Source organism: Burkholderia sp. AcTa6-5 (genome assembly GCF_017815075.1).
GTDB lineage: Bacteria > Pseudomonadota > Gammaproteobacteria > Burkholderiales > Burkholderiaceae > Burkholderia > Burkholderia sola.
On the sequence record NZ_JAGIQE010000030.1, the window covers coordinates 33539 to 52847 of the forward strand.

The 19309-nt window shown below is 67.1% G+C and carries 19 protein-coding genes; 14 read left to right on the forward strand and 5 right to left on the reverse strand.

The genetic code is table 11. The features are described 5' to 3' along the window. Window positions 1-14 precede the first annotated feature (14 nt). The 5 genes from J8I33_RS29465 (at window position 15) to J8I33_RS29485 (ending at window position 5884) form a co-directional block, all read left to right on the forward strand. Window positions 15-1505: an aldehyde dehydrogenase gene (locus J8I33_RS29465; RefSeq protein ID WP_124654392.1), complete on the forward strand. Its 1491-nt coding sequence runs from the start codon at window positions 15-17 to the stop codon at window positions 1503-1505. Window positions 1506-1523: 18 nt separating this feature from the next. Then, window positions 1524-2486: a VOC family protein gene (locus J8I33_RS29470; RefSeq protein WP_209939613.1), complete on the forward strand. Its 963-nt coding sequence runs from the start codon at window positions 1524-1526 to the stop codon at window positions 2484-2486. Beyond that, window positions 2483-3727, forward strand: a complete 1245-nt coding sequence (locus J8I33_RS29475; RefSeq protein WP_209939614.1) for an FAD-dependent oxidoreductase — start codon at window positions 2483-2485, stop codon at window positions 3725-3727. The genes J8I33_RS29470 and J8I33_RS29475 overlap by 4 nt, the downstream gene beginning before the upstream one ends. A 37-nt stretch (window positions 3728-3764) precedes the next feature. Beyond that, window positions 3765-5165 carry an MFS transporter gene (locus J8I33_RS29480; RefSeq protein WP_209924867.1) on the forward strand — a complete coding sequence of 467 codons (1401 nt, stop codon included), beginning with the start codon at window positions 3765-3767 and terminating at the stop codon, window positions 5163-5165. A gap of 170 nt (window positions 5166-5335) precedes the next feature. Beyond that, window positions 5336-5884, forward strand: a complete 549-nt coding sequence (locus tag J8I33_RS29485; protein ID WP_209924945.1) for a GNAT family N-acetyltransferase — start codon at window positions 5336-5338, stop codon at window positions 5882-5884. A 193-nt stretch (window positions 5885-6077) separates the two neighbouring features. Here the strand turns inward: J8I33_RS29485 and J8I33_RS29490 are convergent, their stop codons facing one another. After that, window positions 6078-6980: a hypothetical protein gene (locus tag J8I33_RS29490; protein ID WP_050011913.1), complete on the reverse strand. Its 903-nt coding sequence runs from the start codon at window positions 6978-6980 to the stop codon at window positions 6078-6080. 312 nt (window positions 6981-7292) lie between these two features. On the opposite strand from J8I33_RS29490, the gene J8I33_RS29495 reads away from it, so the two are divergent. Together J8I33_RS29495 and J8I33_RS29500 are read left to right on the forward strand one after the other, a co-directional pair. After that, window positions 7293-7706: a PPC domain-containing DNA-binding protein gene (locus J8I33_RS29495; protein ID WP_050011912.1), complete on the forward strand. Its 414-nt coding sequence runs from the start codon at window positions 7293-7295 to the stop codon at window positions 7704-7706. A gap of 71 nt (window positions 7707-7777) precedes the next feature. Continuing rightward, entirely contained in the window at window positions 7778-8290 is a 513-nt protein-coding gene (locus J8I33_RS29500; protein ID WP_050011911.1) for a DUF4274 domain-containing protein, read from the forward strand. Window positions 8291-8405: 115 nt separating this feature from the next. Here the strand turns inward: J8I33_RS29500 and acnB are convergent, their stop codons facing one another. Further along, a complete protein-coding gene (gene acnB, locus J8I33_RS29505; protein ID WP_050011910.1) occupies window positions 8406-10991 on the reverse strand; it encodes a bifunctional aconitate hydratase 2/2-methylisocitrate dehydratase in 2586 nt (861 codons plus the stop codon). 109 nt (window positions 10992-11100) lie between these two features. On the opposite strand from acnB, the gene J8I33_RS29510 reads away from it, so the two are divergent. Beyond that, a complete protein-coding gene (locus tag J8I33_RS29510; protein ID WP_245172574.1) occupies window positions 11101-12162 on the forward strand; it encodes a BPL-N domain-containing protein in 1062 nt (353 codons plus the stop codon). 29 nt (window positions 12163-12191) lie between these two features. Here the strand turns inward: J8I33_RS29510 and J8I33_RS29515 are convergent, their stop codons facing one another. The 3 genes from J8I33_RS29515 to J8I33_RS29525 all read right to left on the reverse strand — a co-directional run bounded on the left by J8I33_RS29515 (window position 12192) and on the right by J8I33_RS29525 (window position 13964). Further along, entirely contained in the window at window positions 12192-12665 is a 474-nt protein-coding gene (locus tag J8I33_RS29515; protein WP_050011908.1) for a nuclear transport factor 2 family protein, read from the reverse strand. Between the two features lie 137 nt (window positions 12666-12802). Further along, window positions 12803-13051, reverse strand: coding sequence for an adhesin (locus J8I33_RS29520; RefSeq protein WP_209924869.1), 249 nt, complete (start codon window positions 13049-13051; stop codon window positions 12803-12805). Window positions 13052-13529: 478 nt separating this feature from the next. Then, window positions 13530-13964, reverse strand: a complete 435-nt coding sequence (locus J8I33_RS29525; RefSeq protein ID WP_209939615.1) for a universal stress protein — start codon at window positions 13962-13964, stop codon at window positions 13530-13532. Between the two features lie 343 nt (window positions 13965-14307). Here J8I33_RS29525 and J8I33_RS29530 point away from each other — a divergent pair, with 343 nt between their 5' ends. The 6 genes from J8I33_RS29530 to J8I33_RS29555 all read left to right on the forward strand — a co-directional run bounded on the left by J8I33_RS29530 (window position 14308) and on the right by J8I33_RS29555 (window position 19306). Then, the gene (locus tag J8I33_RS29530) at window positions 14308-15792 is read left to right on the forward strand and encodes an amidase (RefSeq protein ID WP_209939616.1); all 1485 of its coding nucleotides are present in this window, start codon (window positions 14308-14310) and stop codon (window positions 15790-15792) included. A gap of 353 nt (window positions 15793-16145) precedes the next feature. Then, window positions 16146-16835 carry a hypothetical protein gene (locus tag J8I33_RS29535; protein WP_209939617.1) on the forward strand — a complete coding sequence of 230 codons (690 nt, stop codon included), beginning with the start codon at window positions 16146-16148 and terminating at the stop codon, window positions 16833-16835. 126 nt (window positions 16836-16961) lie between these two features. Next, the gene (locus J8I33_RS29540; RefSeq protein ID WP_089489487.1) at window positions 16962-17792 is read left to right on the forward strand and encodes an arylamine N-acetyltransferase; all 831 of its coding nucleotides are present in this window, start codon (window positions 16962-16964) and stop codon (window positions 17790-17792) included. A 114-nt stretch (window positions 17793-17906) separates the two neighbouring features. Further along, window positions 17907-18083, forward strand: coding sequence for a ribbon-helix-helix domain-containing protein (locus J8I33_RS29545; protein ID WP_050011903.1), 177 nt, complete (start codon window positions 17907-17909; stop codon window positions 18081-18083). Between the two features lies 1 nt (window position 18084). Beyond that, on the forward strand, window positions 18085-18435 hold the full coding sequence (locus tag J8I33_RS29550; RefSeq protein WP_209939618.1) for a VOC family protein: 351 nt from the start codon (window positions 18085-18087) through the stop codon (window positions 18433-18435). 7 nt (window positions 18436-18442) lie between these two features. Then, on the forward strand, window positions 18443-19306 hold the full coding sequence (locus tag J8I33_RS29555; protein WP_209939619.1) for a class I SAM-dependent methyltransferase: 864 nt from the start codon (window positions 18443-18445) through the stop codon (window positions 19304-19306). The last annotated feature ends 3 nt before the right edge of the window (window positions 19307-19309 follow it).

A 19309-nucleotide genomic window follows, 5' to 3' on the forward strand; every position in this document is an offset into this window, starting at 1 on the left:
GTGGGACTTGTGACATGACTCCTTTCGATACGAGCCTCGTGCCCGACGGCAACATCCTGATCGGCGGCGAGTGGCGGCGCGGCCGTGGCGCGCCGTATGCGAGCATCTATCCGGCCGACCAGTCGCTGAACATGGAAGTGTCGACGGCGAACGCGGAAGACGCGGCCGACGCCGTCGCGGCCGCTGACGCCGCATGGCGCCGCGCCGACTGGGCCGGGCTGAAGCCGCACCAGCGCGCGCAGGTGCTGTACCGGATCGCCGACCTGATCATGCAGCGTCACGAGGCGCTCGCGAACCTGCAGCGCCGCGACAACGGCAAGCCGATCGCCGAGACGCGCGTGCTGGTGGCCAGCGCGGCGAACACGTTCCGCTATTTCGCGGCGTGCCTCGAAACGCTCGACGAAGAGCTGACGCCGTCGCGCGGCGACTACCTGACGATGAGCGTGTACGAGCCGATCGGCGTGATCGCGGCGATCACGCCGTGGAACTCGCCGATCGCATCCGATGCGCAGAAACTCGCGCCGGCGCTGGCCGGCGGCAACGCGGTGGTGCTCAAGCCGGCCGAGGTCACGCCGCTCGTGTCGCTCGCGTTGGCGCGCATTTGCGAGGAAGCCGGCGTGCCGAAGGGCGTGCTGAGCGTGCTGCCGGGCAAGGGCTCGGTGATCGGCGACGTGCTCGTGCGTCATCCGCTGGTGAAGAAGGTGTCGTTCACCGGCGGCACCGAAGTGGGCCGCGGCATTGCCCGCATCGCCGCCGAGAAACTGATGCCCGTATCGCTCGAACTCGGCGGCAAGTCGCCGACGATCGTGTTCGACGACGCCGATCTCGATCACGCGGTCAACGGCGTGCTGTACGGGATCTTCAGCTCGTCGGGCGAAGCATGCATCGCCGGCTCGCGGCTGTTCGTGCAGCGCGCGGTGTACGACGCATTCATGCAGCGGCTGGTAGCCGGCGCACGCAAGCTGCGCGTGGGCGACCCGACGCGGCCCGACACGCAGATGGGCCCGCTGATCACCGCGAAGCATCGCGAATCGGTCGAACGCTACGTCGCGCTCGGGCTGGAAGAAGGCGGTCGCCTGCTGTGCGGCGGCGAGCGGCCGTCGGGCGACGGGCGCGAGGACGGCTTCTTCTATCAGCCGACGATTCTCGAAGGCTTGTCGAACAGCGCACGCATCTGCCAGGAGGAAATCTTCGGGCCGGTGCTGGTCGCGATGCCGTTCGACGACGAAGCGTCGCTGATCGCGCAGGCGAACGACAGCGTGTTCGGCCTCGCGGCCGGCATCTGGACGCGGGATTACAAGCGCGCGTGGCGCATCGCGAGGGCACTGGAGACGGGCACCGTCTGGATCAATACGTACAAGCTGTTCTCGATCTCCACGCCGTTCTCGGGCTGGAAGGAGAGCGGGATGGGCCGCGAGAAAGGGCGTCTCGGCATCCGCGAATACATGCAGCAGAAGAGCCTCTACTGGGGCTTGAACGACGCGCCGCTGCCGTGGGCGAACTGAGCGAAGGGGAATGACGCAATGAGCATCTTGGGAATCGAGCAGATCACGTACGGTGTCGACGATCTCGCGACGTGCCGGCGCTTTTTCGCCGACTGGGGCTTGAAGGAAGTCGCGCATGACGACACGCGTGCGCGTTTCGAGACGCTGAACGGTTGCACCGTGCTCGTCGTGAAGGCCGACGATCCGTCGCTGCCGCCTGCGTTCGAAGCGGGGCCGACGTTGCGGGAAGTCACGTGGGGCGTCGCGACGCGGCGCGAATTCGACGCACTGCGCACGAAGCTGGCCGGTCAGCCCGGCTACTACGCACAGGACGATGCGGTCGGCTGCATCGACCCGAACGGGATGGCGATCCGCGTCGAAGTCACGCGCAAGCGCGCACTCGACCTCACGGGCTCGCCGTCGAACGTGTGGGGCCAGACGCTGCGCGTCGACCAGCCGAGCCCGATTTACGCGCGCGCGGAGCCGGTCGAAGTCGGGCACGTCGTGTTCTTCACGAATTGCCTCGACGCACAGGAAACGTTCTATCACGAGCTGCTCGGCTTCGAGACGTCGGATCGCTATCCGGGCCGCGGCGCGTTCATGCGCTGCGCGCCGCACGGCGGCCATCACGACCTGTTCCTGCTCGCGCTGCCGAATGGCAAGCGCGGCCTGAACCACGTCGCGTTCACCGTGCGCGACATCCACGAAGTGTTCGGCGGCGGCATGCACATCGACCGCTGCGGCTGGGAAACGCAACTCGGCCCGGGGCGTCATCCGGTGTCGTCCGCGTACTTCTGGTATTTCCAGAACCCGGCCGGCGCGCTGATCGAGTACTACGCGGACGAAGACGTGCTGACGCCCGCATGGCAGCCGCGCGAATTCGAACCGGGCCCGACCGTGTTCGCCGAGTGGGCCGTCGACGGCGGCCTCGACGGCAACACGCGCCGGCAGAAGAACGCGAAGGCGCCGGAAGGCAAGTTCATGACGGAGCGGAAATCATGAGCGAAGCAAACACACAGGAGCAGCCCGCGCCGGCCACGGTCGTCGTGATCGGCGGCGGCCAGGCGGCCGGCTGGGTACTGAAGACGCTGCGCGCTGAAGGCTTCGCGGGCCGCCTCGTGATGATCGCCGACGAGCCGCACCTGCCGTACGAGCGCCCGCCGCTGTCGAAGGCCGTGCTGGCCGGCGACGCCGACATCGAAACCGTGCGCGTCGTGCGCCCCGATGAATTCGACGCGCTGAACGTCGAAGCGTGGCAGCCGGAACGCGCGGGCTCGATCGATCGCGCACGCCGTGTGGTGAAAACCGAAAGCGGCCGCGAGATCGAATACGACCGGCTCGTGATCGCGACCGGCGGCACGTCGCGCCGCTTGCCCGATGCGCTCGTCCACACGCCGAATCTGCACTACCTGCGCACGCTCGACGAAGCGGCCGCGCTCGGTGAGAAGCTGCGTGCGAGCCGGCGCGTGCTCGTGATCGGCGGCGGCTGGATCGGCCTCGAAGTCGCGGCGACCGCGCGCAAGCTCGGTGTCGACGCGGTGGTCGTAGAAGGCGCGCCGCGCCTGTGCGGTCGCTCGGTGCCGCAGGTCGTGTCGGACTTCCTGCTCGACCTGCATCGCTCGAACGGTGTCGACGTGCGGCTCGGCGCGGCACTCGCGTCGCTCGATGTGGAGCCTGGCGACGCATCGAAGGTGCGCGCGACGCTTGCCGACGGCACGACGATCGACGCCGACTTCGCGGTGGCCGGCATCGGCCTCGCGCTGAACGCGTCGCTCGCGAGCGATGCGGGGCTCGCGGTCGCCGACGGCATCGTCGTCGACGAATACGGCGCCACCAGCGACCCGGCGATCTTCGCGTGCGGTGACGTCGCGAACCATCACAACGGCTGGCTGAAACGGCGCGTGCGGCTCGAATCGTGGGCGAACGCGCAGAACCAGGCGATCGCGGCGGCGAAGGCCGTGCTCGGCGAGCGTGCACCGTACGCGGAGATTCCGTGGTTCTGGTCCGATCAGTACGACGTGAACCTGCAGATCCTCGGCGATCTGCCGGCCGATGCGCAGCTCGTCGTGCGCGGCGATCTCGCCGCGCGTCGTGCGACGCTGTTTTTTGTGGGCGACGGGCATGTGAGAGGTGTCATCGCCGTGAACAACGCGCGTGAGCTGAAGCTCGCGCGCAAGTGGATGAACCAGGGCCGGGCTGTGGATACGGAAGCCCTGGCAGACACGACCCAAGCGCTTGCCTGACCGGCTCGACCGGAAAGAGACCCAGGAGACACCCCGCATGAGCACTTTCGACAACGTCGTGGCCGGCAGGGCCACGATGGAAGCTGCCGCCTCCACGCCCGGCGCGATCATCGCGCGGCTCGAGCGGCTTCCGGCCAACGCGATGCAGATCCGCGCGCGCGTGCTGATCGGCACCGCGACGTTCTTCGACGGCTTCGACGTGATCACGATCGCGGCGACGCTGCCGCTGCTGATTCACAAGTGGGGGCTGTCGCCGACGCAGATCGGCATGCTGATCGCGTCCGGCGCGATCGGCCAGCTGATCGGCGCATTCCTGTTTCCCGCCCTTGCGGAAAAGCATGGCCGCGTGAAAGCGATCGCATGGAGTTCGGCCGTGATCGGCATCACGAGCATCGCGTGCGGTTTCGCGCCGACGTTCGAGATATTCGTACTGCTGCGGATTCTGCAGGGGCTCGGGCTCGGCGGCGAGTTGCCGGTCGCGGCCACGTACATCAACGAGATCACGCGCGCGCATGGCCGAGGCCGTTTCGTGCTGCTGTACGAGATCGTGTTCCCGATCGGCCTGCTCGTGTCGATGGCGCTCGGTGCGTGGCTCGTGCCGCGCTTCGGCTGGGAGATCATGTACTTCGTCGGCGGGCTGCCGCTGATCCTGTCGCTCGTGCTCACGCACCTCGTGCCCGAATCGCCGCGCTGGCTCGCGTCGCGCGGGCGGCTCGCGGAAGCCGGGCGCGCGGTCGGCGTGTTCGAAGGATCGGTGCGCGGCGAACTGCCGCCGGTCACGCAGGTGGCCGCGTTCGACGAGATGGTGCGCCAGCATCCGAAGCGCCGGATGAGCGACCTGTTCAGCGCCGCATATCGCAAGCGCACGCTCGCGGTGGCGACGTTGTGGGCGACCTGCGGGTTCATCCAGTACGGGTTGTCGACATGGCTGCCGACGATCTACAAGAACTTCTATCATGCGCCGCTGCAGCTCGCGCTGAACCTCGCGGTGATCGGCTCGGTGATGGGCGTGCTCGGTTCGCTGGCGTCCGCGCTGCTGGTCGACAAGCTCGGCCGCAAGCCGGTGATCGTGTGGTCGTTCGTGTTGTGCGCGCTGTCGCTCGCGCTCGCCGGCATCTATCACGCGTCGTCGGTGTACGTGGTCGCGATCTTCTGCTCGCTGTCGCTCGGGCTGATGGCGTCCGGGTTCATTACCGCGTACGTCTATACGCCCGAGCAGTATCCGACGAGCATCCGCGCGTCGGGCTGCGGGCTCGGCAGCGCGTGGCTGAAGATCGCGTCGTTCGCGGCGCCGATGATCGTGCCGCACGCGATCATCGGCGGGAACCTTGCGCCGGCGTTCTATCTGATCGGCGGGGTGCCGCTGATCGCGGCGCTGACCGTGCACTTCGTCGGAATCGAGACGAAGGGGAAGGTGCTGGAGGCGCTCGAGGCGTAAGCGGGGCCGGCAGTAACGGATGAGGTGCTCAGGCCCGGGGATGTTCGCCCGGGTTTGTCCATTTCGCGGCGATTCGGTCGTTCGATGTCGAGCGTTGCAAACGGGCGCCATGGTTGCCGCGCGGCTCGCGTGGTCTAATGCACGGTCCCGATTTTCATCAGACCGCTGCCATGCCCCTGTTCGAACCCGTCACGCTGAATACCTCCCGCCTCGTGCTGCGGCCGCTTCGCGACGCCGACGCACCGGCGTTCTTCGAGATCTGGTCCGATGCGGAAGCGATGCGCTATTTCTCGTTCTCGCCGATGACGCAGATCGAGCAGGCCGAGGCGCGCGTCGCGCGCAACGTGCAGACGTCCGTGAGCGGGGAGAGCCTGACCTGCGTGCTCGAACTGCGGGAAACCGGCGAAACGCTCGGCGAGTGCGTGTTGTTCCACGCTAACGCGCAATGCCGGCGCGCCGAGATCGGCTTCAGCCTGCGGCGCGCGTTCTGGCGCGGCGGATACATGCGCGAAGCGGCGTCGGCCATGATCGATCATGCGTTCGACACGCTGCGGCTGAACCGGCTCGAGGCCGATATCGATCCGCGCAACGTCGCGTCGGCGCGGCTGCTCGAACGGCTGGGTTTCGTCCGGGAAGGGCTGCTGCGCGAACGCTGGATCGTCGGCGACGAAGTGTCGGATAGCGCGCTGTACGGGTTGCTGGCGCGCGACCGCGGCTGATGCTGCCGCGGCGGCAGTCCATTTTCCGGCGGAGACGATCGCGCACGCGCTGATGCACTCGCGCGGCGCAATCGGATTCGGCCCGCCAAGTTCGATTCGACGGTCGGCGGATGAGGTTGTATTCACAACTTCGCGAGCCAGCCCTCGACCTTGTCTTTCCCGCGCAGCGTTGCAATCCATCGGTCGGCGACGATTACGTCAACGCTCGCCCGGCCGCCACGTCGACAGGCACTTCGCGCTCCAGTGCCTTGGCGGCGAGTTCCCCGACCCAGTCTGCATCGGCGGGATCGACGACGCCATATTGATCCGGCGGAAAAAAAGCATAGTGATGAGCCGCCGCAGCCAGGCGCTCACATTCGGCATGAGACAGCAGGTAGGACGTCACGGTCAATGGCGCCGCTGGTCCACTCCATCTCAATCCGATGCGGATATGGGTGCGTGGCGCAAATGCGATTGCCAATTCTCGCCGCGGGATCAATCGTTTCGTCTCCGAGGGGAACGTTGGCGGCGCGCCCCAACCGTCTGCCGCAATTCGATGATCCAGCACCAGCCAATGACCGGCGGACGTTCGGGCCAGGATCCATTGCCTGACTCCGGTCATGCTGGATTTGAGCTTGCCGTCGATCCATTCCTCGACGTAGAGGGGTTCCGGATCGTAGTCGTCCGACCACACGACGATTGCCGAGCATAGCGTATGGCGCTCCAATTCGACATGCCCGTTGGACGGCATTTCACGCCAGTACCGCTGTCGGGTGCCGTACGTCGCGACGCACCAGTTCAGGCCGATCCACGCTGCGATGAAGAGCGCCGTGACCCATATGACGGTGACGGCTGTTTCGCTAACCGCACGATCCATATCGAAGGCCGGATCGACCGTTCCGCGGTATGCAAGCATACCGAGCAAATACGCGAGCATCGGGATCGCAGGCCCGACTGCGACCGGCATCACCAGAATGGCGAGCCAGCTTCGGACATGCACGCTCCCCACCGACTTGGCGCGCGCACGCTCCTCATCGCTCATTGCCGCGACTTCCCGCGCGGCGATGTCGTCGCTTGGGGTGTGGAACCGCTCATACGTATTCTGGCATTTGGGCATTCGACGGAGCGTTCGGTGAAAGAGGGCGATAAAGCAGGGATTGCCTCGAGGAACTGATTCTTGCATACGTTGGGGTCGGTTTTCATACGGATACGTGTGCGTTCCGTACGTCAACAAACCGATGCGCTGCGGCCGGTGCGAAACCATGCCGCGGATTCCGTATGCGCAGGTCGCCGGAGTCGAGCGGTAGTGGATGAAACGGCGCCGGGAAGACGCCGACGCGCGCGGATTATCGTGAGCGGATGACTTGCCGGATTCACGCGGCGAACGTACGCTTGGCCGATACCGCGACCGACCCACAGGTTCTCGACCATGCAAGCCCATCCTTTGCGTCTTTCTCCCGGCGACGATCTGCGCGGCGCCATCGAGGCAGCGCTACGCCAGCACGAAGCGCATGCGGCCTTCGTGATCCAGGGCATCGGCAGCCTGAGCGTCGCGCAGTTGCGCTTCGCCGGCGTCGATCAGCCGACCGAGCTGCGCGGCGACCTCGAAATCCTGACGCTGGCCGGCTCCGTATCGCCGGACGGCGCACACCTGCATATGTCGATCTCCGATGCAGCCGGCCGCGTGACGGGCGGCCACGTTGCGAGCGGCTGCGTGGTGCGCACGACGGCCGAGATCCTGCTCGCGCTGCTGCCCGCGCATCGTTTCTCGCGCGAACCGGATGCGGGCACCGGCTTCAACGAACTGGTGATCCGTCGCGAGTCGGGCGACGACGCCGCATGAATGGCAGCGGCGCTAGAATCGCCGCTCATCGAAGACTTTCCCGTTACCGCTCATTCCGCAACGCGCAATCCATGGACGACACCGAAATCGAACAGAAGGCGTGGGACATCGTCCGGGCGTGGCTCGAACGCGCGACGCCCGAGCAGTGGCACCGGTTCGCCGCACGCTCCAATTGCGATGGCAACGGCCGCGCGTTGCGCTGGCTGCTGGACAACCGCAACGTCGATCGCGCGACCGCACTGCTGATCTACTGGAATCTCGGCGCCGCGTGGTTCGTGCAGTATGCGAACGAAAGCGATCTGGGCGACGCGTCGTATCAACTCGATACGTTCCGGCTGCTTCGCGACATCGAACAACGTTATGCCGACGGCTATTACGCCCATCACGGCATCTGGTTCGATCCGCACGACTTCGATGGCGCGGGGCCGAACGATTATCCGGACGTACCGGTCGCGCGGCCTGTGCCGGCGCTGATGCTGCAACCGACCGACGGACGCGAGTACGTCGATCTCGACGAAGCGGACGGCTATGACGAAGGCTTGCCGTTCGACGTGGTCGAGCGGCTGCACGCGCTGTACGACTGACCGAACGGGCGCGTCCGGTCGCCGACGCATGAAAAAAAAGCGCCGCGGCCTTTCGGCTTGCGGCGCCTGTCAGTGCGCTGCGACGTCGACCGCCCGTCGCAGCCCGACTGCGTGCTTACACCTGCACGGTGTCGGCGACTTCCTTGAAGTCCTCGATCTGGTCGAAGTTCATGTACTGGTAGATCTTGTCGCCGTTGGCGGTGAGCACGCCCATGTCGGCCATGTACTCTTCCTTGGTCGGGATCTTGCCCAGACGCGAGCAGATCGCCGCCAGTTCAGCGGAGCCGAGGTACACGTTCGTGTTCTTGCCGAGGCGGTTCGGGAAGTTGCGGGTCGACGTCGACATCACCGTCGCGCCTTCGCGCACCTGTGCCTGGTTACCCATGCACAGCGAGCAGCCCGGCATTTCGGTGCGGGCGCCGGCCGTGCCGAACACGCCGTAGTGACCTTCTTCCGTCAACTGCTTCTGGTCCATCTTGGTCGGCGGCGCGACCCACAGCTTGACCGGGATGTCGCGCTTGCCTTCGAGCAGCTTCGACGCGGCACGGAAGTGACCGATGTTGGTCATGCACGAGCCGATGAATACTTCGTCGATCTTCGCACCGGCGACGTCGGACAGCGTCTTCACGTCGTCCGGGTCGTTCGGGCAGGCGACGATCGGCTCGTGGATGTCGGCGAGGTCGATCTCGATGACCGCCGCGTATTCGGCGTCGGCATCCGGCGACAGCAGTTGCGGGTCGGCGAGCCACTGTTCCATCGCGGCGATACGACGCTGCAGGCTGCGCGGATCCTGGTAACCCTGCGCGATCATCCACTTGAGCAGCGTGACGTTGCTGTTCAGGTACTCGATGATCGGTTCCTTGTTCAGGTGCACCGTGCAACCGGCCGCCGAACGCTCGGCCGATGCATCCGACAGCTCGAACGCTTGCTCGACCTTCAGGTCGGGTAGGCCTTCGATTTCGAGGATGCGGCCCGAGAAGATGTTCTTCTTGCCTTGCTTGGCGACAGTCAGCATGCCTTGCTTGATCGCGTACAGCGGGATCGCGTTGACGAGGTCGCGCAGCGTGACGCCCGGCTGCATCTTGCCCTTGAAGCGGACCAGCACCGATTCCGGCATGTCCAGCGGCATCGTGCCGGTGGCGGCCGCGAACGCGACCAGGCCCGAACCCGCCGGGAAGCTGATGCCGATCGGGAAGCGCGTGTGCGAATCGCCGCCGGTGCCGACGGTGTCGGGCAGCAGCATGCGGTTCAGCCACGAGTGGATCACGCCGTCGCCCGGGCGCAGCGCGATGCCGCCGCGCGTGCTGATGAAGTTCGGCAGCGTCTGGTGCGTCTTCACGTCGACCGGCTTCGGATACGCGGCGGTGTGGCAGAACGACTGCATCACGAGGTCGGCCGAGAAGCCGAGGCAGGCCAGATCCTTCAGTTCGTCGCGGGTCATCGGGCCCGTGGTGTCCTGCGAGCCGACCGAGGTCATCTTCGGTTCGCAGTACGTGCCCGGGCGCACGCCCTGGCCTTCCGGCAGACCGCACGCGCGGCCGACCATCTTCTGCGCGAGCGAGAAGCCCTTGCCGCTGTCGGCCGGCTGGTGCGGCAGGCGGAACAGCGTCGACGGCGCGAGGCCGAGCGCTTCACGCGCCTTCGCGGTCAGGCCGCGGCCGATGATCAGCGGAATGCGGCCGCCGGCGCGCACTTCGTCGAACAGCACGTCGGACTTCACCTGGAATTCGGCGATGACCTTGCCGTCCTTCAGCGCCTTGCCTTCGTACGGGCGCAGTTCGACCACGTCGCCCATTTCCATCTGCGACACGTCGAGCTCGATCGGCAGCGCGCCGGCATCTTCCATCGTGTTGTAGAAGATCGGGGCGATCTTGCCGCCGAGGCACACGCCGCCGAAGCGCTTGTTCGGGACGAACGGGATGTCTTCGCCGGTGAACCACAGCACCGAGTTGGTGGCCGACTTGCGCGAGGAGCCGGTGCCGACCACGTCGCCGACGTAGGCGACCAGGTGACCCTTTTCCTTCAGCGATTCGATGAACTTGACCGGGCCGCGCTTGCCGTCTTCTTCCGGCGTGATGCCCGGGCGCGCGTTCTTCAGCATCGCCAGCGCGTGCATCGGGATGTCCGGGCGGGTGGTGGCGTCCGGCGCCGGCGACAGATCGTCGGTGTTGGTTTCGCCCGTCACCTTGAACACGGTGATGGTCAGGCTTTGCGGCACTTCCGGACGGCTCGTGAACCATTCGGCGTCGGCCCAGCTCTGCAGCACGGCCTTCGCGTGCGCGTTGCCGTTGTCGGCGAGTTCCTTCACGTCATGGAACTGGTCGAACATCAGCAGGGTTTTCTTCAGCGCGTCGGCGGCGACCGCAGCCACGGCTTCGTCGGACAGCAGCTCGATCAGCGGCTGGATGTTGTAGCCGCCGAGCATCGTGCCGAGCAGCTCGGTGGCGCGCGCACGCGAGATCAGCGGGCAGGCGGTCTCGCCCTTCGCGACGGCGGCCAGGAAGCCGGCCTTCACGCGAGCGGCTTCGTCGACGCCGGCGGGCACGCGATGGGTGATCAGCTCGAGCAGCGTCTGCTCTTCGCCGGCGGGCGGGTTCGTCAGCAATTCGACCAGTTCGGCGGTTTGCTGAGCCGTCAGCGGCAGGGGAGGAATACCGAGCGCGGCGCGGGCGGCCACGTGAGCACGAAAGTTTTCAAGCATGGGGAGACCTGCTGATATTGCGTTTGAGGGGAAGGCCTTGCCGGCACTCCGGGGCTATTCCAGGCACTGCTTTGAGCGGGATTCTAATCTCAATGGTCTGGAACGTCAAATGTCTTATGTCTTATATAAGACTTGGCAATGCGAAAGACGGGAGGCGCGGCTGCATGGCGGAGCCGGCCTTGTCGGGCGGGCCGGCGGGCGGATGCAGGGTGTCGGTTCAGGTCGTCGGTATCGCACGTATCTGCACAATCCCGCAGGAAACGGTACACACCGGGCGCGTTCGGGCCGCTACGCTTGCCGTCACGCAGCTTGCAATCGGGAGGCGGAACGGGAGGCGGACGTCGTCGCGCGCCCCGTCGATTCGGCCCGGGCGGTAGCGCTTCCCTTGACTCCGGCGATCCACGACATGCACTCCAGAAACGCGATTTTCCTGATGATGGTGCTCGTCGCGTCGCCGGCCGTTTACGCGGCTACGCCCGGCGACGAAGCGGGGGATGCGGCGAGTCGGCCGGTCGCGCTGGTCTATCGCGGTCCTGCCGCGTGTGACGGGTGCGCCGAAACCATCGCCACACGCCTGCGGGAATCGGACCAGCGGTTCCGGGTGATCTACGTGGGGCCGGCGGAAAAGCTCAGGATCACGCCCGCCGCGCTGGCCGGTGCGGCGCTCTATGTGCAGCCCGGCGGCGGGCAGGACATTCCCGGCGCGGCAGCTAGCATCGGCCGAAACGAAATGCGGGCCGTGCGGCGATACGTCGCGAACGGCGGCCGATACCTCGGGCTGTGCATGGGCGCCTACCTGGCCGGCGCGCAGGGTTTCGGGCTGGTTGCCGGCGATATCGACTCCGAGGTCGACCGGCCGGGCTCGACGCTTCACGGCATCGCCGACACGGTGACGCCGGTCGTCTGGCGCGGGAAAAAGCGCTGGATCTACTATCAGGACGGCGCGAGGCTGCCGGTCGCGCCGATCGGCTCCGGCGGGATCGTGCTGGCGATCTACCCGAACAAGGACATCGCGGCTGCCACGTACCGCTACGGCAAAGGGCGCGTCGGCCTTGCCGGCCCGCATCCGGAGGCCGATGAAAGCTGGTATCGCCAGAACGGCCTCACGAACCCGGACGGCGTGGTGCCGGACATGGCGTACGACCTGATCAACGCGACGATGAAGCCTTAGCGGAGGGGCCGCGGCGCGCGCGGGTTCATTTATTTCCGCTTGGCGCGATACGCGTCGAGATTTTTCCGTGCCTGTGCACGGATTGCGCGCTGCATGAAGGGCGTCCAGCCGAGCAGCGCGCCTTTCATCCCGATCGCCTGACGCGCCCAGCGCCACAGGTCGAAATGGTCGCGATGCTCGACGATGCGTCCGTCGCGAAACCGGAAGCGCGCATCGATCCGGTTGACCACCATCCGCCCGCTCGCGGCGAACCGGTAGCGCGCGCTCCACGTCGCGCGCCCGGCCTGGTCGTCCGCGGCGACTTCGCCGAACGTCAGCGAGAACTCCTGGGCTCGCGCGACCAGCATCCGCCACATGTCGCGCGCAAGTTCGCCGCGCAGTTCGCCGAATGCGGGATCGCTGAACACGATGTCGTCGGCGTAGCACGCGAGCATCGCATCGATGTCGCGCTGCTGGAAGGCCGTGTAGAAGCGCTGGATCAACGCGGTGTTCGGATCGGTCATGTTGGGCGTAACGGGGCAGGGAGGGGCGGACGATGACGTCCGTCGAAACGTCGATCGGGAAAGTAGCGGCCGGCAGCGCAAACCGGCGCCCGAGCCTGCGACTTCGGGCGCGCAGGCTCGCCCACGGATGATACGCGTCAGCGGGCCGCCATCGCGACGTTCCGATCGTTCCGTCCCGTCACCAGGCAGCCCGACATGAAGGCCTCGCTCTGGCTGCCGGCGGCGGTTTCGCCAAAGCCGCGACCGAGCGCGTCGGCCTTCACCTGCGCGGCGCCTTGCTCGCACGCGAGCGGGCTGGCGTCGCGGCCCTGCGCATGCAGGATCGCGCGATCGCCGATGAGATAGGCCAGCAGTGCAAAAACAGCGATATGTACGGCTCGTCTCATGGTTCGTCTCCTCGTCGCTCAAGCGTAACGCGGACACGTTCGACGAAGCACTTGGGGCTTCCCCCGGTAAACGTCTGCTGAAAGCGGTAGCGGGGCGGGACGATCCTGTCCTGTTTTTCCGTCGCCGCCGCCCGGCGGGCGGCCAATGCGCGGTAGTTTGACGAATGTCAGGGTACGGGCGGGCGGCGGCGGTCGCGCGGCCGTTCAAAGCGATAGCATGAATGCATGATTTGACGGAACGCGACGCAGGGTCAACGCGTCAGGTCCGGCAAGCACGCAGGTGTTGAATATCGCTGTCGAAATAGTGAGGAATCCAAATGTTGAACGTCTCTTCCGTCCTGATCAGTCTTGCCCCGATGTGGGCGATCCTGCTGCTGGCGTCTTCGGCGGCCGCCTATTTCGTGTTCTGGCGCAAGGCCATCAAATAAGCGCTGCGCGACAGCGTGCGCACGGTGCGCACGCGTGACGCGCCTTTCCGTCATTGCACCGCCGTCACCGGCACGTTCGAAATTCGCACCAGCCGCGCCATCACGCTGCGCCGAAACACCGACATCAGCGCGTGTAGCGGATCGCGTCTCGGCGCGGCGACGACGATCTCGTCGCACCCGGTCTCGGCCGCCGCGGCCGCGATCGTATCGGCCACCGGGCCGACCTTCATTACGACGCTGAATTTCACGTCCGCATCGCGCAGGATCCGCTCGGCCATCGCGAGATCGTCGGTCGCGAATCGTGTCTCGATCGCGCGCAGCCGCGACAGCGGGTGATAGGCCTCGAGCCGCGTCGATTCCAGCGGCGCCTGCACATTGATCAGCACGACCTCCGACGCGCAGCGCTCGCGATACAGGAACGTCGCGTGACGAACCGCCTGAAGCGAGCGGGGCGAATGGCCGACCGGAACCAGCAGCTTGAGCATGGACGATGAACCCGGAAACGAAGTGCTTCCAGCGTAGCGGGCGGCCGGACGAAGCGATCTAAAGAGATCGGTCGGCCGTATAAAAATGTCGTTAACGTGCGCGGTCCTGTGACGCACCGATTAAAAATATAAGAAATTTAAGTTTATGCGCATAAACGGCAGCGAGCGGCGGCGCCGGCGCAACCCGGTCGTCGCCGGTTGTCCGAAGCATCGCGATTCAGTCGAATCCGCAATGAATTGCGCCGCAAAATATCGGAGGTCGCCCGGATCGCGTCGCGTAGAGTAGAGCGGCGGCCGCCGCCGGGCGGCGCGCCATCCGATACCGCTTCCCAGGAGACCCCGCATGCCGCACGGCGCCCCGCAGTTTCTCGCTTCCGCTTCCATTCCCGTCGATCCGGTCGTGCGCCTGTCGGCCGGCGAGCTTGCGTCGGCGATCCGCAGCAAGGCGGTTTCGTGCGTCGAGACGATGCGTGCGTATCTCGACCATATCGAGCGCGTGAACGGCGCGGTCAACGCGATCGTCGCGCTGCGCGACCGCGACGCGCTGCTGGCGGAAGCCGCGGAAAAGGATGCGGAGCTGGCGCGCGGCGCGTACCGCGGCTGGCTGCACGGGATCCCGCAGGCGCCGAAGGATCTGGCGATGACGAAGGGCCTGCGGACGACCTACGGCTCGCCGATCTTCCGCGAGAACGTGCCGCAGGCCGATTCCGTCGGCGTCGCGCGGATGCGCGCGGCCGGCGCGATCTTCATCGGCAAGACCAACACGCCCGAGTTCGGGCTCGGCTCGCACACGTTCAACGAGGTCTATGGTGCGACGCGCAACCCGTACGACCTGACGAAGAGCGCGGGCGGCAGCAGCGGCGGCACGGCGGCGGCGCTCGCGTCGCGGATGCTGCCGGTGGCGGACGGCAGCGATTTCGGCGGGTCGCTGCGCAATCCGGCCGCGTTCTGCAACATCGTCGGCTTCCGTCCGTCGCAGGGCCGCGTGCCGCGCTGGCCGGGCGTCGACGTGTTCATGCAGCAGCTCGGCATCGAAGGGCCGATGGGCCGCACCGTCGGCGACGTCGCGCAACTGCTCGCGATCCAGGCCGGCTACGACCGCAACGATCCGCTGTCGCTCGCGGAAGATCCGGCCGTGTTCGCGCAACCGCTCGACGCGGACCTGCGCGGCAAGCGCGTCGCGTGGGTTGGCGACTGGAACGGCTATCTCGCGACCGAGGCCGGCGTGCTCGCGCAGTGCGAGCGCGGGCTGGCGACGCTGCGCGAGATCGGCTGCGACGTCGATGCGGCGCTGCCGGCGTTCGCGCCCGACCGGATCTGGCGTCTGTGGCTCACGCACCGGCACTTGCTGTCGGGCGGCGGGCTGCTCGCGCACTATCGCGACCCGGCGCGCCGCGCGCTGCTGAAGCCCGAGGCGATCTACGAGGTCGAGGGGCTGCTCGCGATGCAGGGCGCGGCCGTGTTCGACGCGAGCGTCGAACGGACCGCGTGGCATCAGGCGGTGCTGAGCTTCTTCGACCGTTACGACTTCATCGCGGCGCCGACCGCGCAGGTGTTTCCGTTCGACGTCGACCAGCGCTGGCCGAAGGAGATCGCGGGCCGCGCGATGGATACCTACCACCGCTGGATGGAAACGGTCGTGCCGTGGACGCTGGCCGGCTGCCCGGTGATCAACGTGCCGGTCGGCTTCAACGACGCGGGGCTACCGATGGGGATGCAGCTGATCGGGCGTCCGCGCGCCGATCTCGCCGTGCTGCAGCTTGCGCACGGCTACGAGCAGGCGGCCGACTGGGTCAACCAGCGGTTGCCGGCGTGGATGGCAGCGTAACGGCGTCGCCGGCGGGCAGTGGCGGGCGGTAGTGGCCGCATGACGAAGCGGGCGGCGATGCGCTGCCCGTTTTGCTTGGCATCGCTCGACACGAAACGCGCCCGTGGAGGTGTTTCGGCGCGCTGCCTGCGCACGCCGGAGCCTGCGTCCATTGACGCAACCGGAGAAAGAATGCCGGTACGCGCATCACATCGCACCGCAAACATGGACGAATCGGCGCGACGACGGTCGCCGGCCGCGGAATTGCAAGCGGCGGCGCGCGGTGATTTCGTTTCGATGTGTTTCAGTCGTTGCGGCGGCGCGCGACGCGCTTCGACAATATCGCCTCGACCATTCGGGCACGAGGGAAAAACATGAAGCACATTCGCGCGACGGGCCGGCATCTGGCCTCGGCAGGCATCGCGTTCGGCATCCTGGCGAGCGGCGCCGCACACGCGCAGCTCGACCTGCAGTCGATCGGCGCGTCGCTGCTCGGCGGCGGGCAGCAGCAGGCGGCAGCGCCGGCGCAGGGCGGTGTCGCGCAGTTGCTGCAGGCCTATGTCGGCGCGAACCGGCAGGTGCTGAGCGGCCAGTCGTCGCTCGCGTCGGCGATGGGCCTGACCGGGGCGGCCGGGCAGGCGCAGCAGGCCGCGAGCCAGTTATCCGGCGGCGATGCGCTGTCGCCGGCCACGCTGTCGCAGATGGGCGGCGCGCAGCAATCGGTGTCGCAGGCGCTCGGCCAGGCGTTCGCGAGCGGCGGCGCCACGCACGGGCCGATCGACAAGCAGGCGTTCAGCAACGGCCTCGCCTCGCTCGGGCAGGGGCTCACGCAGTATTCGCAACTGCAGTCGGGGCTCGGCAATCTCGGTTCGACGAGCGCGGCGTCGCTGCTGCAGTCGGGCCTGAATCCGCAGAACATGCAGGCCGCGACGTATATCGCGCAAAGCGCGCCGGGCCAGTTGCAGTCGCTTGCCGCGACGCTCGGCCAGGCCGTGCAGTTCGCGACGAGCCAGGGCATTTCGGTGCCGTCGGTCGCGTCGTCCGCACTGAAGCTGCTGCCGTAACGTCGTGCGGGTGCGGCGGCGATGCGTGGCCGGCATCGCGCACGCCGGCCACGAACGATAGGCCCGCACAACATGGGGATTTCGCGCGATGCTATCGTGGCGGGTCCCTTTCATCGGTGCCGGTTCATGACTGACTCGTTCGACCTCTCGCGCTATTTTTCCCGCATCGGCTACGACGGCCCGGTCGAGCCGACGCTCGACGTGCTGCGCCGGCTGCATCTGCTGCACCCGCAGGCGATTCCGTTCGAAAACCTCAATCCGCTGACCGGCACGCGCGTCGCGCTCGACCTGCCCGCGATCGTCGACAAGGTGATCGAACGCCGCCGCGGCGGCTACTGCTTCGAACTCAACAAGCTGTTCTACACCGCGCTCACGACGATCGGTTTCCGCGTGACGCCGCTGATCGCGCGCGTGCGCTGGATGCGGCCGCCCGAGATCGTCACAGCGCAGACGCACATGCTGCTGCGCATCGACCTCGACGGCGCGGCGTGGCTCGCGGACATCGGCTTCGGCAGCGCGACGCTGACCGCGCCGCTGCGCTTCGCGCCGGGCGAGCGGCAACTGACGCCGCACGGTGCGTTTCGCGTGGTCGATGCGCCGGTCCACGGCGAATTCGACATGCAGTTCGAGATCCCCGACGGCTGGCACACGACCTACCGCTTCTCGCTGAAGCCGGCCGAATGGATCGATTACGACGCCGCGAACTGGTTCACGTCGACGTATCCCGAATCGATCTTCGTGAACGACCTGATCGCGTGCCGCGTGCTGCCGGACGGCCGCGCGGCGCTGGTCAACACCGTGCTGACGCTGCGCGACGCGGCGGGCGCCGGGCGCACGGTCACGTTCGACACAGCAGCCGACTGGGCCGCGTGCCTGCGCGACACGATCGGCGTCAATACGGCGGGATTCGATCTCGACGCGCTGTTCGCGCGGCTCGCGGCGCGAGTTGCGCGGTAACGCGGGCATACGAGGCACTGCAAGCGGCCTGCTCGCGGGCCGCGCGCCGATTCATTCCAGTCGTTTCACCGCATCCGCATTTGACTTTTGCTAGATTGCTAGCATACTAGCCCCATGACCGACGAAGAAGTGAAGCAATTCAACGTGTACCTGCCGCTCTCCCTGATCCGGCAGGTCAAGCATCGCGCCATCGAAACGGAGCAATCGCTGTCCGCGCTGGTGGCCGACGCGTTGCGCGCGTACCTGGCCGCGCCGCCGCCCGGCGCGGGACCGTCCAACCAGGAGGAGTGACATGTCATCCGAGCGAATCGAAGCCGTGTACCTGACCACGCACAACTGGGGCAAGTCGGCGAAGTTCTTCCAGGCGCTGGGCTTCACGCTGGAATTCGAAACCGATCACCAGTCGGGCCAGTTGCGCAGCGGCGACGGCCCGTTCCTGTTCATCGCCGAAGTGCCGCCGAGCGAAAAGCCCGACATGCAGGTCGTGATCAAGGTCGCCGACGAGCAGGCGGTGCAGCCGCGGCCGATCGTCGATGTCGTCGCGCCGTTCGAGGATACGCACTGGGGGGCGCGCGACATGATCGTGCGCGATCCCGACGGCCGGGTGTGGCGTCTGCAGGCGCCGGGCAAGCAGCTCGCGTGAGGTCGATATGACGGTTATCCGCGAAGACGATGCGCCCGACAGCACGGCCGCGCGCGTCGCGCTGTGGCGTGCGCTGCACGTCGAACTCGACGCGCCGCCGCACGTGCTCGCCGACGCAATCGGGTTGCAATTGCTCGCGCCGGCGCCCGGCTGGCAGCAGCGCGGCGACATGGATCCGCAGTTCACGCGGCCGTTTCGCGCGTCGATCGTCGCGCGGGCGCGCTTCATCGAGGATCTCGTGGCCGAACGGGCGGCGCGCGGCGTGAGCCAGTACGTGATCCTCGGCGCGGGGCTCGACAGCTTCGTGCAGCGCCGGCCGGACATGGCGTCGCGCGTGACCGTGTTCGAAGTCGACCCGCCGGCGCCGCAACGCTGGAAGCAGCGCCGCCTGGCCGAACTCGGCTTCGGCGTGCCCGACTGGCTGCGTTTCGTGCCGGTCGATTTCGAGGCGGAGCAGTCGTGGCGCGACGCGCTCGTCGGCGCGGGCTTCGATGCGGGCCAGCCGGCGGTCGTGGTGTCCACCGGCGTCAGCATGTACCTGACGCGCGAAGCGAATGCGGCCGCGCTGCGCGAAGTCGCGTCGCTCGCGCCCGGTTCGACGTTCGCGATGACGTTCCTGCTGCCGCTGGAAAATGCGGATCCGGACGTGCGCCCCGGGCTGGAAATGGCCGCGAAGGGCGCGCGCGCGAGCGGCACGCCGTTCATCAGCTTCTTCCTGCCGGAACAGATCCAGGCGCTTGCACGGGAGGCCGGTTTTGCGAAGGCCGAACACGTGTCGGCCGCCGAGCTGACGCGCCGTTATTTCGTCGATCGCACGGACGGCCTGCGGCCGCCGAACCGCGCGGAAGAATTGCTCGTCGCGACGGTCTGACCC

Bases quoted from the DNA above. Each gene is read 5' to 3' on its own strand.
- J8I33_RS29475 (WP_209939614.1), top strand. From the start codon at position 2,483: ATGAGCGAAGCAAACACACAGGAGCAGCCCGCGCCGGCCACGGTCGTC.
- J8I33_RS29545 (WP_050011903.1), top strand. From the start codon at position 17,907: ATGACCGACGAAGAAGTGAAGCAATTCAACGTGTACCTGCCGCTCTCC.
- J8I33_RS29480 (WP_209924867.1), top strand. From the start codon at position 3,765: ATGAGCACTTTCGACAACGTCGTGGCCGGCAGGGCCACGATGGAAGCT.
- J8I33_RS29490 (WP_050011913.1), bottom strand. From the start codon at position 6,980: ATGCCCAAATGCCAGAATACGTATGAGCGGTTCCACACCCCAAGCGAC.
- J8I33_RS29515 (WP_050011908.1), bottom strand. From the start codon at position 12,665: ATGACCGATCCGAACACCGCGTTGATCCAGCGCTTCTACACGGCCTTC.
- J8I33_RS29525 (WP_209939615.1), bottom strand. From the start codon at position 13,964: ATGCTCAAGCTGCTGGTTCCGGTCGGCCATTCGCCCCGCTCGCTTCAG.
- J8I33_RS29540 (WP_089489487.1), top strand. From the start codon at position 16,962: ATGACTGACTCGTTCGACCTCTCGCGCTATTTTTCCCGCATCGGCTAC.
- J8I33_RS29555 (WP_209939619.1), top strand. From the start codon at position 18,443: ATGACGGTTATCCGCGAAGACGATGCGCCCGACAGCACGGCCGCGCGC.
- acnB (WP_050011910.1), bottom strand. From the start codon at position 10,991: ATGCTTGAAAACTTTCGTGCTCACGTGGCCGCCCGCGCCGCGCTCGGT.
- J8I33_RS29520 (WP_209924869.1), bottom strand. From the start codon at position 13,051: ATGAGACGAGCCGTACATATCGCTGTTTTTGCACTGCTGGCCTATCTC.
- J8I33_RS29485 (WP_209924945.1), top strand. From the start codon at position 5,336: ATGCCCCTGTTCGAACCCGTCACGCTGAATACCTCCCGCCTCGTGCTG.
- J8I33_RS29465 (WP_124654392.1), top strand. From the start codon at position 15: ATGACTCCTTTCGATACGAGCCTCGTGCCCGACGGCAACATCCTGATC.
- J8I33_RS29535 (WP_209939617.1), top strand. From the start codon at position 16,146: ATGAAGCACATTCGCGCGACGGGCCGGCATCTGGCCTCGGCAGGCATC.
- J8I33_RS29550 (WP_209939618.1), top strand. From the start codon at position 18,085: ATGTCATCCGAGCGAATCGAAGCCGTGTACCTGACCACGCACAACTGG.
- J8I33_RS29510 (WP_245172574.1), top strand. From the start codon at position 11,101: ATGTCTTATGTCTTATATAAGACTTGGCAATGCGAAAGACGGGAGGCG.
- J8I33_RS29470 (WP_209939613.1), top strand. From the start codon at position 1,524: ATGAGCATCTTGGGAATCGAGCAGATCACGTACGGTGTCGACGATCTC.
- J8I33_RS29500 (WP_050011911.1), top strand. From the start codon at position 7,778: ATGGACGACACCGAAATCGAACAGAAGGCGTGGGACATCGTCCGGGCG.
- J8I33_RS29495 (WP_050011912.1), top strand. From the start codon at position 7,293: ATGCAAGCCCATCCTTTGCGTCTTTCTCCCGGCGACGATCTGCGCGGC.
- J8I33_RS29530 (WP_209939616.1), top strand. From the start codon at position 14,308: ATGCCGCACGGCGCCCCGCAGTTTCTCGCTTCCGCTTCCATTCCCGTC.